General features: G+C 61.9%; 9 protein-coding genes. 2 read left to right on the forward strand and 7 right to left on the reverse strand.

Going from position 1 to position 13,558, the window contains the following annotated elements:
• Positions 1-37: 37 nt before the first annotated feature.
• Both ACFPN2_RS02580 and ACFPN2_RS02585 read right to left on the reverse strand, forming a co-directional pair.
• On the reverse strand, positions 38-1,513 hold the full coding sequence (locus ACFPN2_RS02580) for a S41 family peptidase (RefSeq protein WP_380594671.1): 1,476 nt from the start codon (positions 1,511-1,513) through the stop codon (positions 38-40).
• A complete protein-coding gene (locus tag ACFPN2_RS02585; RefSeq protein ID WP_380594673.1) occupies positions 1,510-3,078 on the reverse strand; it encodes a S10 family peptidase in 1,569 nt (522 codons plus the stop codon). The genes ACFPN2_RS02580 and ACFPN2_RS02585 overlap by 4 nt, the downstream gene beginning before the upstream one ends.
• 158 nt (positions 3,079-3,236) lie before the next feature.
• On the opposite strand from ACFPN2_RS02585, the gene ACFPN2_RS02590 reads away from it, so the two are divergent.
• Positions 3,237-5,078, forward strand: coding sequence for a DUF885 domain-containing protein (locus tag ACFPN2_RS02590; RefSeq protein WP_380594675.1), 1,842 nt, complete (start codon positions 3,237-3,239; stop codon positions 5,076-5,078).
• Between the two features lie 22 nt (positions 5,079-5,100).
• Here the strand turns inward: ACFPN2_RS02590 and ACFPN2_RS02595 are convergent, their stop codons facing one another.
• From ACFPN2_RS02595 to ACFPN2_RS02605, 3 genes are all read right to left on the reverse strand, one after another.
• Positions 5,101-6,921, reverse strand: coding sequence for a DUF885 domain-containing protein (locus ACFPN2_RS02595; RefSeq protein WP_380594677.1), 1,821 nt, complete (start codon positions 6,919-6,921; stop codon positions 5,101-5,103).
• 15 nt (positions 6,922-6,936) lie between these two features.
• Positions 6,937-9,138, reverse strand: coding sequence for a TonB-dependent receptor (locus ACFPN2_RS02600; protein WP_380594679.1), 2,202 nt, complete (start codon positions 9,136-9,138; stop codon positions 6,937-6,939).
• Positions 9,139-9,366: 228 nt separating this feature from the next.
• Positions 9,367-10,170 (reverse strand): tryptophan 2,3-dioxygenase, encoded by an 804-nt coding sequence (locus ACFPN2_RS02605; RefSeq protein ID WP_380594681.1) that lies wholly within the window; start codon positions 10,168-10,170, stop codon positions 9,367-9,369.
• A gap of 130 nt (positions 10,171-10,300) precedes the next feature.
• Here ACFPN2_RS02605 and ACFPN2_RS02610 point away from each other — a divergent pair, with 130 nt between their 5' ends.
• On the forward strand, positions 10,301-10,756 hold the full coding sequence (locus ACFPN2_RS02610; RefSeq protein WP_380594683.1) for an Lrp/AsnC family transcriptional regulator: 456 nt from the start codon (positions 10,301-10,303) through the stop codon (positions 10,754-10,756).
• Between the two features lie 4 nt (positions 10,757-10,760).
• Here ACFPN2_RS02610 and ACFPN2_RS02615 read toward each other — a convergent pair whose 3' ends face one another.
• Positions 10,761-11,822, reverse strand: coding sequence for a serine hydrolase domain-containing protein (locus tag ACFPN2_RS02615; protein ID WP_380594685.1), 1,062 nt, complete (start codon positions 11,820-11,822; stop codon positions 10,761-10,763).
• A gap of 170 nt (positions 11,823-11,992) precedes the next feature.
• Positions 11,993-13,477, reverse strand: coding sequence for a serine hydrolase domain-containing protein (locus tag ACFPN2_RS02620; protein ID WP_380594687.1), 1,485 nt, complete (start codon positions 13,475-13,477; stop codon positions 11,993-11,995).
• Positions 13,478-13,558 lie beyond the last annotated feature (81 nt).

Raw genomic sequence — 13,558 nt, forward strand, 5'->3', positions numbered from 1 at the left:
GCCAGGCGCGAAACAGAAGGTGCAATGATAGGCCGAACTACCGAGCCTGTGGCAAGACCTGCTCGCGGATCCAGTGCTTCACCGCATCGGTATCGGCGATGTTGCCCTCGAAGTAGCGGCTCGGTTTCCACGCCTCGTTTTCGCCGCGACGGCGGCCTTCGCGCACCAGTCGTCCCATGCGCACCACCGCCAGTCCGCTAGGTAATTCGAACGCTTCGGGCCAGCCGCCGGAGCGCCGGTCGATATGCGTTTCACCGCCGATTTGCGTCACGCCCGGAAACCTCATGATCTCATCCATGAAGGACAAGCAGGCGCTGGCGCAGCCGTAGTCCGTGAGCACATAGACCTTCGCACGCACCGGATTCGCCGGCGGTCGCTTAGGAAAAGAAAGGCGCTCGACCGCGGGGCGCGTCGTCACGAGCCTCGTGCCGTTCGGCAGCATGCGCACCTTGGGCTTGTCGGCCGTCGCCGTCATCGGTGGATCCGGGGGCATCTCGATACGATTCTGATCGGCCGAGAACCCTGGATCGTCCGCGCCGGTCGGCGAAATCACCAGCATGACGTTGGAGATCTCGAGCCGTGCCCGCGCCATGTAGTCAGCGTATTGCTGGCCATAGAAACCACGCAGGAACGCCATGAACCAGTTGTACGTGCCGCCGGGATTGCCACGAACGTCCAGAATCACCGCATCCCTGTCGCGCAAGCCGGGTGCGCCATCGATGATCTGACGAAACTGCGCGGCGGCTTCCGCTGTGGCCGGCATCATCGTGCCCATTCTCACCCACGCCACGTTGTCCCCGAACTCGCTGATGCTCGACGTTGAGTCGTTGATGCTGGGTGCGGATGAGCTCGTGCGTTGCGGCTGTTCGATCGAGCTGCCTTCGGGCGCCGGCCCCCAGGTCAATGCAATCTCGTTCTCGCCAATCCGACACTTCGTCGGCAGTGAGTACAAGGGATTGCCGAAGTCGAGAAACATCTGCCTCGCGATCGCGGCACGCGTCGTTTCAAGCCCGCGAGGACCGCCGTAGAACTCAGCGAGTCCGTCGGTCCACTCATGCATGGCGCGGCCATCGCAAGTCGTGACGGCATCGCCGGCTTTGACCGTTGGCAACTGCGAGCTGGTGACGACGTAACGTCCGCCTTGATACTCCACCTTGAAGCGTGGCCAATTGGCCCGACGCGTGTTCACATTGAAATAAGCACTGAGATGAGCGTCTTCGAAGCTCACGATGAAATGCTGAAGCACCGCGCGATACGAGCCAAAGTCCTTGACCTGCGCCGCCTCGCGCCGCGCTTGAGTCAGCGAACGTTGGAACAACGTTTGCCATTGCTCTCCGCCCGGGTAGACGGCATAGATGTAGTGTTTGGGAATCGCGGCCTCCAGATACTGCAGATCCTGCTCCAGCAGCGATTGCCACGCTTTGGCGGATGGCGACTCCACGGCATCCGCGGCAACGGTGCCCGCCCCCATGGAAATCAGCACCGCACCGAATAACCAGTTTGCAACGCTCATCGTGAGTTCCCCGCAAGCACGAAAGTTCGGACATCGTCGGCAAAGCGCTCCGCCGTACCGCCGAGATACAACATGTGACCCGACTCGTAGTTCTTGAATGTCACGCGCTCGAGCGGCAGCCCGCCGCGCTCGACCTGACTTTGCGATCCCGCGGGCGTGGCGCCCATGTCGTAGTAACCCGAGGTGACCATGACCCTGAGTGCGGGCGTGCGACGCATGGCCGTGGCGAGATCGACAGCGAAGCTCTGCCCTTTCGGCAACCCGCTGACGCGCGAGAAATCCCAGGTGAATGCCAATGAGAACGTGATCGGCGAATACGCGACCGGCATGGTCACTTTCAAATGATCACGCAGCATCATGTTGAACGCGGCAACAAACCCCGGCACGTAACGAGTCATCGCCGGATCGTCGGCCACCGGATCGCCACCGCTGCCGGCGAGCGGCAAGGTGTAACGACTGTCGTAGGCACCGACTTCAAGCCCCTGCGATGCCAGCAGTTGTTTGCGGAATTCGTTCTTGGGAATGCGCAGGTCCGCGCGCATCCATGCGTCTACGGGCAAGCCGGTGTAGTCGTGAAGCTTGAGTGCGAGCGATTGCTTCTCCGTATCGCTCAACGCACCGCTGCCCTGCTTCCCCAACGCCACCGCGTACTCGGTCGCGGCGAAGGTTTTCACTTCATCGTAGAACTGGACCGCCGACAATCCCTTGCGATCGATCTTGTTGTGATACCAGGCAGTGACCGCGAGGCTCGGCAACGCCAAGGTGGCGGGATCCGGCGCGTTGGGATCCGGCGGGACACCCACGTCGAACCCCGGAGCCACCAGAATCACACCGTCGACCGTGATCCCTCGCATGACGCCGTTGTACATCGGCCCACCCATGAGCGCCCTGGGCAGCACCGCCGCGCGAATCGTTCCGTAACTCTCGCCGACCAGATACTTCGGCGAATTCCAGCGACCATACTTCGTAAGCCAGGCTTCGATGAAACGGGCGACCGAATCGGCGTCCGCATCGACGCTGGCGAAGTCGGTATCGACGGCGTTGCCCGCCGCCCGACTGAATCCCGTGCCCACCGGATCGATGAACACCAGGTCGGCGACATCGAGCACGCTGAAGGCATTGTCGTTAACTCCGAACGGCGGTGTGTTGGAGGGATTCACTTCCTGATCGAGCGCCACACGCTGTGGCCCGAGCACGCCCATGTGAAGCCACAACGACGCGGACCCCGGCCCGCCATTGAAGACGAACATGACGGGTCGCCCGGCATCGCGCGGCTCGTCGCTCATATATGAGAAGGAAAAGAACCGTGCGATCGGCTCGCCGGCGATATTAGTGATGTAGGTCTCTCCGGCCGTGGCTGTATAGGACAGCGCCTTGCCACGTATCTTCGTACGGTGGTGGGTCACAAACTCTCGTGGCGCCGGCAGATCGGAGAGCGCCACCGGCTTCTGAGACACACGAGCCATGATGGCAGGCGGCGTGGGTGGTGCGGGTTGCGCCGGCGGCTCCGCCGCTGACGCGACAGCGCAGATCAAGACGGCCATGCTCGAAACGATCTTTCTCATTATTGGTCCTGGCGATGATGGCGGCTGCCGCGGCTCATTCTAGGCAGGAGTGCTTGCATATTCCTCGCGCGATCGCGGCCGAACTTCGCGTCTAACGAAATATCCATGCGCGCCATCGGGCCTATGATCGCGGGGTGATCCATCTTCGGAGCGATGAGATGAAAGAACAAACGTCCCGCAAGGCACACGCACTCGCGCTGGCCGTGCTGGCAACCCTGGCGACTGCATCGTGCTCGACTGCGCCGACAGCGCAACAGCCGCTGCCCGCGAATCAGGACGCTCGATTCAACGAGTTCGTCGATCGGGCTTATAAACAAGAGCTGGCCTCGGATCCCACGCGGCGTACTGAACTGACGCTCGCCCCGTCCGAACCTTCGTGGACGCCGGCCGGTCTCGCGAACGATGCGGAACTGGCACGCAAGTACACCGAGCGACTGTCGTCTCTGGGCGCGCAGGTCGACCGGCAACAGCTGTCGCCGGATCAGCAGATCCGCTTCGATATCTACCGGGCGGCGTTGCAGAACCAACTGGTCCGGCTGCGGATCAAGCAGGCCGGCTACACGATCGGCGCCAACGTGTTCGATCCACCGCGCGAACTGACCCAGCTGCTGATCAAGAACCACAAGATTCTGTCGGCCGATGACGCACGCAACTATCTGTCTCGGTTGCAGGAATTGCCGAAGATAGTCGATGACACGATGGCCGCGGCCAAGGAACATCACGGCCGAGGGATCGTGATGATCGATCGGGAATATCAGCGCGTCGCCGACGATGCTCGCTCGCTGTCGCAAGGCGCGCCCTGCTCTGGCAACGGCGATCAAGCGCTGGCAAAGGATTTTCGCGACAAGCTCAAAGGCTCGTCCATCCCTGCCGCCGAGCAGGCCGCTTTCACAACTGAGTCGAACACGGTGCTCGCACAGTCCGTTTGCCCGGCGTATGCGAAGTTCGCGCAGGTCGTGACTGAGCTTGGCAAGGCCGGACGTGCCGACGGTCTGTGGGCTCTGCCCAATGGCGTCGCGGTCTATGAGGACACGATCGAATATTCCCTGGGTCGCCGGGTCGATCCTGAAGCCGTGCATCAACTTGGCTTGCGGGAAGTCGAACGTCATCAGCGCGAGATTCAGCAGCTCACCGCCAAGCTGGGCATTCCCAGCGGCGCAGCCGAGCTCGACGCCTACCTCGCCAAGAAAGCTGACCTGTGGGTTCCGAACACGGACGAAGGCTTCAAGCAGTACAAGGCCGCCACTGAAGCCATGATCGCTTTCATCCAGACCAAATTGCCGGACTACTTTCAATACATTCCGAAGTCGCCCCTGGCGGTTGAGTGGGCCGCCACCGGCCCCACCGGCGGCGGCCCGAGCCGCGGCTCGTACTACACGCTCGCCTTGCCCGATGGCTCCAAACCGGCGATCTACAATCTGGCGTTCTGGCCGGGCCCGGAAAGGTTTTCCCTGGTGTCGCTGCCCACGGTGACTTATCACGAAGCCGTGCCGGGTCATCACATGCAGATGGCGACGGCTTTCGAGCTGCAAGGCGCCGACGATAAATTGCGCTTCGGTCACGACGTCGCCTACGCCGAAGGCTGGGGCCTGTATGCCGAACAACTCGCTTATGAGATGGGCGTGTATGCGAACGATCCGTACGGTGCGATCGGCTGGCGCCGCGCTCTGCTCGAACGTGCTGTGCGATTGGTGATCGATACTGGCGTCAACTACAAGCACTGGTCGCGCAAGCAAGCCGAGGACTATCAAGTATCGGTGCTCGGCGGTGAGGCCAGTGTGAACCGATTCTTCAACTGGCCCGGTCAAGCTCTCGGCTACTACTGGGGTTATCAGGAAATCGTCCGGCTGCGCGACAAGGCTCGCCAGGAGCTCGGACCGCGCTTCGACATCAAGGCGTTCCATCATGTGGTGCTCAAGAATGGCGAGATGCCGCTCGATGTGCTGGAACGTACTGTCGATCGTTACATCCGGGAGACCGCGGCGCGCGGCGCTTCCTGATAAAAGCGCCCGAGGCGAGAGATCAGCCCTCGCCTCGGGCTTGAATGTGACGCTCCACCACGCCACTCAAGACCGATTCTGGCATCGGGCCTGATAACAACAACGAATCGTGAAACGCGCGAATGTCGAAGCGCGTCCCCAGCGCAGCTTGCGCCCGCTCTCTCAGCCCAAGAATGCTGAGCTTTCCAACCATATAACTGCACGCCTGCGCGGGAGTCACGCAATAGCGCTCCACCTCGCTCGCAACCGCACTCTCCATCATTCCCACTGTGTCGACCACATATTGGATGGCTTGCGCACGAGTCCACCGCATCTCGTGAATGCCGGTGTCGACGACCATTCGTGCAGCTCGAAACAATGCATCGTTGAGATAGCCCACGCGACCGAGCGGATCGTTGTCGTATACGCCCATCTCATCGGCCAGTTGCTCGGCATAGAGCGCCCATCCTTCATCGTAGGCGCCGTAACGCTGCAGCTTGCGGACCAGCGGCAGCGTCGAATCTCGTTTCAATCCGCCGACCATATGATGGCCAGGCACGGTTTCGTGAAACGTGAGCGTCGACATGCGCCAGCTGGGCAGCTCCGCCGTGTTACGAAGGTTCACGTAAAACAACGCAGGTCGCGAGCCATCCATCGAGCCCGGCACATAGGCACCGCTCGGTGCGCCCGCTTCGATGCTCTGTGGGATGCGTACTGCCGACACTGACGTGTTCGGCAACGTGTTGAAGTACCTCGGCAGACGCCGCTCCATCTCAGCAATCAGCCGATTGAGCTCGGCGATGAGCTGTTCCTTCGCGGCATCGGTATTCGGCCGCACAAATGCAGGGTCCGTCGCCAATGCGCGCAAACGCTCGCCAACGCTTCCGCTCGTGCGACCTTGCGCTCGAAGCAAACCATCGATCTGCGATGACAGCTCCGCCACGACCTCCTTGCCTCGCTCGTGGATGGACTCGGCCGAGCCGTCCGTGGTGGTCTGTTGCCGCAAGCACATTTGGTAGTACTCGCTGCCATTCTTGAACTTCCACACACCCGCATCCGACCTGGCGCGACCGCGCAGCTCCGTGAGCAGCGCGATCTGGCGATCCAACGCCGGCAGCACTTTCTTGGAATAGATGCTGGCGGCGTCACGCTCGTAGTTTCCATCGATCTGCTTCGCTCGAACTTTCGCAGCGAGCGCTTGCACGAACGTTGCGGACTCGACGGGCCTGGCGCGCACGTCCTTTAACATGGCCAACGTTCTATCCAGAATGAAGTCCGGCGCGATCACGCCCAGGCTGGCGCCCTTGCGAAGACATTCCGATTCCTGATCCAGGGAGACCGCAAGCGCCGCCACACGCGACAGGTAAGCATCAGCGTCGGCGCGCACATCGATCCGATGCTGTTGAGCCAGGAACTCCGGAACGCCGGTGCTCGCCGAGGACAGTTGCGTAACGACATACGGCGAACCGACGGGGAAATCGAAACGATCAGCCTCGCGCAGTTCCCGTTCGCAGCCGTACAACACCGTGTCGAGATTGACTTGATCGGGGAACGGTAAGGCGCCGCGGTCCACGGATCGCAAGCGGCGCACCCAGCGGGCGTTATAGCTCTGCTTTGCCGTCAACGCTGCCGGCGAGCGATCGTTCAACAGCGCCTTGGCACCCGCCCGCGCTCCTGTATCCAGGCCAAGCGACGTGACTTGTTCCGGATCGAGATCGAGCCGATCCCGCTCCATGCCCGTGAATATCTCACGCAGCTCGGTCGCGGCGTCCGCTCGATCTTTCGTAACAGCTGCCGCCGGCAGCGCGAGCACCGCGCCGCCGGCGATCAGGAACGATCGACGATCGATCGTTACGTCCGTCATCGTCGACTCCACGCGTCAGAAGCTATAGCGAGCATTGACGCCAATCACTCTCGGTGTGGCAATGACGTCGTAGGGCACTCCGCTCCCGAGGACCGGCACATACGTCACGATGTATTCATCGAACACGTTCGTGGCATAGAGCGCCGCCGACCAGTTCCCTCCCGACACGCCGAGCCGCAGATTCGTGGACGTGTATGCATCCATCAGCGTCGAGCCGCGAGCGCTCTCGAACTGGCTCCAGCGATCGCCGACGCGGTTGACCTCGACTCGAGCGAAGCCATTGAGCGCGGCACCGATCGGGAACTGATACTGCGAGCTCAGATTCCAGGACAGCTTCGCCGCAAGTGGCAGACGATCGCCATCCGACGCGGCGGTTCCAGGCGCGGCTTCGGTGAGCTTGGCGTCGGTATAACCCACGGAGGCGACGATGTTCCACCCATCCACAGGCTGCAGCGCCGCTTCGATCTCGATGCCCTTGCTCTCCGCTTTGCCCGCATTGGCCGTGAAGCTGAAGCCGCAGGTCGGCAGCGGAATGCTGCTTTGGATCCGATCCCAATCGATGAAGAAGGCCGACGCGTTCAACGTGAGCCGCCGATCCAGGAACGCATTCTTCGAACCGATCTCATAGCTCCACAGCTTGTCCGGCTCATATTCGCCAGGCGCCGACGTGTAGCCGAGCGCCGCCAGATCGGCGCCGCACACGGTCGTCGGCACCACATCGTTGGCGCCGCCGGCACGAAAGCCCTGTGCCGCCTGCACATACATGTGATTGTCCGGCGTGAACTTGTAGTCGAGCAGATACTTCTGAGTCGCCGATGACGACTTGCCATCCTTGTTCGTGACGCTACGCCCGCCATTGAGCACGCCATCGCCAATCGACTTGGTATCGGTACGCACATCGAAGCCGCGCGCACCGACAGTTGCGGACAAGCGGTCCGTGATCTCGTATGTGAGCTCACCGAACACCGCTGCCTGGCGATTTTTTTCTTCCTGCTCGCTGAGGAACAAGTCGGAGCCGGTGTACCGCGCCGACACCGCCACCGCTTCGCGCAGATCGAACTCTTGCGTCAAGGTGGTCCGTGCATCGGAATAGAAGCCGCCAACGAGCCAGCGCAATCGGCTGTCACCGCTCGATGCGAGGCGCAGCTCCTGACTGAATACGCTGAAATCCACGTCGGTCGCGATGCCCAGGCCCTCGTTCACACCGACCGGGATGCCGGTCAATGCGCCGACCAGCCCGCGGAAAAACATGGTCGCGTCGATATTCGCCGCACTCGTCTTATCGAGATAGTTGGTCGCCGAGGTAAGGGTCGCGTTGGCGAACTCATGCTCGATGGTCAGGCTCGACAAGCTGGTTTCGCCCGGACCGGTCTGCGAATACACCCGATCCTGCTGATAGCGCGGCAGCGTGTGATCGCTGAAGGCGGTGCCCTGCAGATCCTCATCCTGATACATGAAGCCGAGCGTGACCGACGTTTGCTCCTGCGGCTTGAGCAGCACCTGGGTGCGAACGTTGGTCTTCTCGATGGAGTTCACATCCTTGCGCTCGCGGCCCGGATGCACGTTGTCGATGAAGCCGTCCTCGTCGCGATAGCTGGCGACGATGCGCACCGCAGCCACGTCGTCGACCAGCGGCGCATTGAGGACACCGTCGACGCGATACAAATCGCCGCCGTGCGAGATCGCGCCGAACGTTCCTTCCGCCGCGCCCGAAAATTCGTTGAGCTTGGGCTTGTTCATGATGACGCGCACGGTGCCGCCCATGGAGCCGGCGCCATACAGCGTGCCCTGCGGGCCCTTCAACACTTCGACGCGCTCGACGTCGTAGAGACTGGGATCGAACGTCGGCTGGCTGCCCTGCGTGACTGGCGCCTCGTCGATGTACATCCCGGTCAACGGATCGGTGACGACGAGTCCATCGGAGACACCGCGAATGATGACGCGACTGGTGCGATATCCGTTGTCGGCGTAAGTCACGCCCGGCACCGAGTTGAGATAATCGGTGTAGTCCTGCGCGCCGCTGGCGGCAAGCTGGTCGCCCGTGACGACCGTCAGCGAAGCTGCGACATCCTGCAGGCGCTCGGACCGTCGCAGCGCCGTCACCACGACTTCTTCGAGCGCCATTGTCGAGTCATCGGCCGCCAGCACCGGCAGCGTCGTTACCGCTGAGCTCAGCGCCGTGATTCCGCACAGCCAACGGGAAAATGTTCGTGTCATCGCGCTCCCCTGTTCTATCGTTCTCGATCGACGAGTCGCGATGACGATAGAGCGCGTCACACAGCGCGGCAATACAGCTTTCCAGCGCGGCGCGGCGATTTGAAATCGTTGGCACGGATTCGCCGCTCGTGGCGCGCGAAGATTCCGACGCGACGCTGGATCCTGGAACGATTTTCCCGAGAAGCGCGCCTCGGCCGCAAATTAGGGAAAGTCTCCCCGGCGCTCGAATCAAAGGGCCGTGCGCACCGAGAAAAGCTCGGGAAAGAAGCGCTGTTCGATGACTTTGGCGAGATACGGCACGCCCGGCGTACCGCCGGTGCCGGTCTTGCGGCCGATGATACGCTCGACCGTGCGCAGATGCGCGTAGCGCCACAACTGGAAGCGATCTTCCAGATCCACCAGCTTCTCGGCCAGCTCGTACAATTCCCAGTAACGCTCGGTGTTCCGATACACCTTCGACCACGCGATCTCCACCTCGCGCGACGGCTCGTACGGTTGGCTGAAATCCCGGGAAATGTAGCTGCTCGGGATATCCAACCCATGACGCTGCAAGGCTCGCAACGCTTCGTCGTAGATACTCGGCTCGACCAAAGCCTGCTGCAGATTCCGATAGGCGTCGGCGTGATCGCGAAAGCGCTCGACGTGCGCCACGCTCTTGTTCCCCAGCAGGAACTCGATCAACCGATACTGCTGTGACTGAAATCCCGAGCTGGTGCCCAACAAGTCGCGGAAGCTGAGATAGTCCGCGGGCGTCATCGTGCCCAGCACATCCCAGGAATGAATCAGCTGTTTCTGGACCCCGGCGACTCGCGACAGCATCTTGAACGCCGAACGCAACTGGTTTGACGCGATGCTGACCCGCGCCGCCCGCAACTCGTGCAAGCACAGCTTGAGCCACAGCTCGGAGGCCTGGTGAATGAGGATGAACAGCATCTCATCGTGGCTGTCCGAGGCCGGGGCCTGTTGGTCCAGCAGCGCATCCAGGCGCAGATAGCTCGCGTAGGTGACCGGCGACTGATCGGCATTCGGCATGACGGCTCCACGTGCAATGGCAGACCAGTGTGCGCCGATGCCCGGAAACATTGTTCCGTTCGGGCTGCGTTTTACCCCTCGCGCGCGAACAACGGTTGTCAGCCCCGCGCCTTTCCGAAACAATATTCACATGCTCGATAAAACCGAAATCGCCCTGCTACGTGCACTGGAGCACGACGCCCGCCTGTCCTTTGCCGAATTGGGCGAGAAAGTCGGCCTGTCCAAGACCCCGTGCTGGTCGCGCGTCCAGGATCTGGAGAAGCGCGGCATCATCAAGGGCTACCGCGCCGAAGTCGATCCCGCCGCGATCGGGCTGCACATCCACGCGTTCGTGCAGGTCACCATCACGTCGACCAAGCATACGGAGTTCGAAGCGGCGGCGAACCGGCACGCATCCATCGTGCAGTGTTTTGCCACAGCGGGCGACGGCGACTACCTGCTCCAGGTGCTGGTCCCTGGCATCGCCGACCTGGACCAGCTGCTGCGCCTGGAGATTTCCCGACTGCCGGGCGTGCAACGAATCGTGACGACCGTCTGCGTGAAGGCCATCAAGCATCGCACCCCGATGATCGACTGCGTGCGCTGACCTGCTATTTCGCAGGCAGGCCCAACGCGATCCGCTCGATCCGTTTTGCGACCTCCCCGACACCCACCTTGGGCCCGATGCCGTTCGCGATGATGGCGATGGTGAGGTGATCGTCCGGGAACTCCTGCAATGACGTGTTGAAGCCGAAGATGCCACCGCCGTGTCCGATCCGGGTGTGTCCTTCAATCTTGGTGATTCCGAGCGCGTAGCCATATTCGCTCGGCGGCGCGTCCTCGCTCTTGGGCATCGCCGTCCCACTCAATGTTCCGTCGTTGAGCCGGCCCGGTGCGATCATCGCTTGGAAGGACGCGGGCTTCAGCACCTTGCCGCCAAACAGCGCGGCATTCCATTTCACCAGGTCCGTGGCCGAAGAGCGCATCGCGCCGGCCCCACCGGGAATGGTCATCGAGATCAAGCCCGCATTCTTGAATTTGCCCGGCCCGTCGGCGTCATAGCCCGCCACTCGACCCGGAACGATTTCCTGCTCGTCGTCCAGCGCCGTCTGTTTCATTCCCAAGGGACCGAAGAAACGAGCGGCCAGCACTGCCGCCAGCGGCTTGCCCTCCACCTTCTCGATCACGCCGCCGAGCAGAAAATAAGCCGTGTTACTGTAGTGCCAGCGGGTGCCAGGCTCGAAGTCCTGGGTCTTCGGCATACGCCCGAAACGTTCGACCCACTCGTCGGTCGTCAACTTCACCGCCGCCTCGCGCTTCAGAATCAACTCGTCGTCCGTGTAGTTGTGCAGCCCGGAGGTGTGATGGAGCATTTGCGCCAGCGTCACATCGGCCGCGCGTGGATAGGCGGGGTAATACTTGGACAGCTTGTCGTTGGTGGAAAGCTTGCCCTCTTCCTGCAGTTTCAGCAGCGCGGCCGCGGTGAATTGCTTCGTCACCGAGCCGATCCGAAACACACTGTTGTTGGTGACCGGCACGTTCAATTCGAGATTGGCCGAGCCGTAGCCTTTCACCAGCACCGGCGCGCCATCCTTGAACACCGCCACTTGCAGTCCCGGACTTTCTCCCGCCGCGATGGCTGCCTGAGCTGCGCGGTCGATCGCGGCGGCCATTGTGGACGTGTCCGAGCAGAACGCAGGGAATGCAACCAGAGTCAGCAGCGCCGACAGGAGAAAACGCCGAGCCGGGTGGTTCACGAACAGCCCTCCAGGGAAAGCGCCATTCTAGTATGCGGTCGGCAAGCCGCGACTGACGTTTGGCAATCCATGAGACAAGGCCGAGCTCAATGCTCGGCCTTCGACAGCGCCACCCAATACGACAGCGCATTCCCGGCGCGATCCGGCAAGTCGCGTGACAGCGTCGACACCGAGCCATTCAACTTGTCCGTGCCCCGCTGCTTCAGCGTGAACGACAGCGTGTACGGATAGCGAGCCGCATCGGGCGTGCCGACATCGCCCTCGATGTTCGACAGTTGTAACAAGCCATCCTTACCCAAGGCGACTTCGTCCACGACGCGCAGCGGGCGTTTGCCAACGCGTGCCAGCACGGCGCCATCTTCTTTCACCTGCAGTTCCACCGGTGTCGTGCCAGTGTAGGTCTGCACCGCGCCCGTCCAGCGACCCGTCAGTGACGCCGGCAAGGTCGATTGCCGATCCTTAAGAATCGTTTCCGGCAGCACCGTATGCATGATGGCGTTATCGATGGCGCGGATGTCGGGGCCGCTCGCGTTGGTCAGAATCACCACCACCGTCTTGCTCTCCAGATAGATCGACAGCTGGGTGCGCACGCCGGCCATGCCGCCGGTGTGACCGAACTGCTGCAACCCATGCATCTCGCCGATTCCCCAGCCGATGCCATAAGTTCGCTTGCCTTCGCTGTCGGAGGCAACGGCCTGGTCGAGCATGCGCGCCAGCGTGGCCTGTTTCAGCACTTGCCGCTTTTGTCCGGCGAGCTTGCCGTCCAGATGAAACATCCCGAAACGCACCAGATCGTGGGCGCTCATGTAAATGGCCGAGGCGCCGCGATGATCGAAATCGTAAAACGGCACCTGGTGGCGGTTGACGCCGACGCCATAACGTTCGGCCGCGCGACCGTCGCTGGCCGACGGACGCTCCGCGATGGTTTCGGTCAGACCCAGCGGCGCGAACAGCTCCTCACGCATGAACTGCGGATAGCTCTTGCCCGAGGCACGCTCGATTGCATACTCGAGCAGGCCGTAACCGAAATTACTGTACAGCCAGTTTTCTCCCGGCTCCCGCACCAGGGTGCCGTAACGACGGATGCTTTCGTCCATGGTCGGACGGGTCACTTTTTCGTCGTCGTAAAAGAACTGGTAGTGCAACGGCAGCCCGGAGGTATGGTTCGCCACTCGACGCACCGTCGCCTGGCGCACGTCGAACGCCGGCGACGTGAGCTTCTGCGCGCCGAGATAATCGTTCATGGGCTTGTCGAGATCGATGGCGCCGCGCTCCACCAGGATCATCAGCGCGGTGGCTGTGATGGGCTTGGAGATCGAGGCCAGCGAATACATCGTGTGCGCATCGGCGGGCACACGCTTGGCGACATCGGCCCAACCGAAGCCCTCCTCCCACAGGATCTGGCTGTTGCGCGCCACCGCCACCGCTATCGATGGAATGTTCTGCTCCACCATCGCGTCGCGAATCTGCTGGCGGACGCCGTCGAAATCGTCAGCCTGCGCCCCCGTTCCCAACAACAGCGCGCAGCCGATACCGAGCCAGCCGCGCAGAATCGATCTATTCACTCGCATGCGTTCGCATCTCCCTTACACCTGTCCTAGTTAGTCGAGCGTTCGAGGCATTTCCGTCAGTCATCTTGCGAGACGCTACCG

Source organism: Steroidobacter flavus, from assembly GCF_042651805.1.
In the GTDB taxonomy this organism is placed as follows: Bacteria; Pseudomonadota; Gammaproteobacteria; order Steroidobacterales; family Steroidobacteraceae; genus Steroidobacter; species Steroidobacter flavus.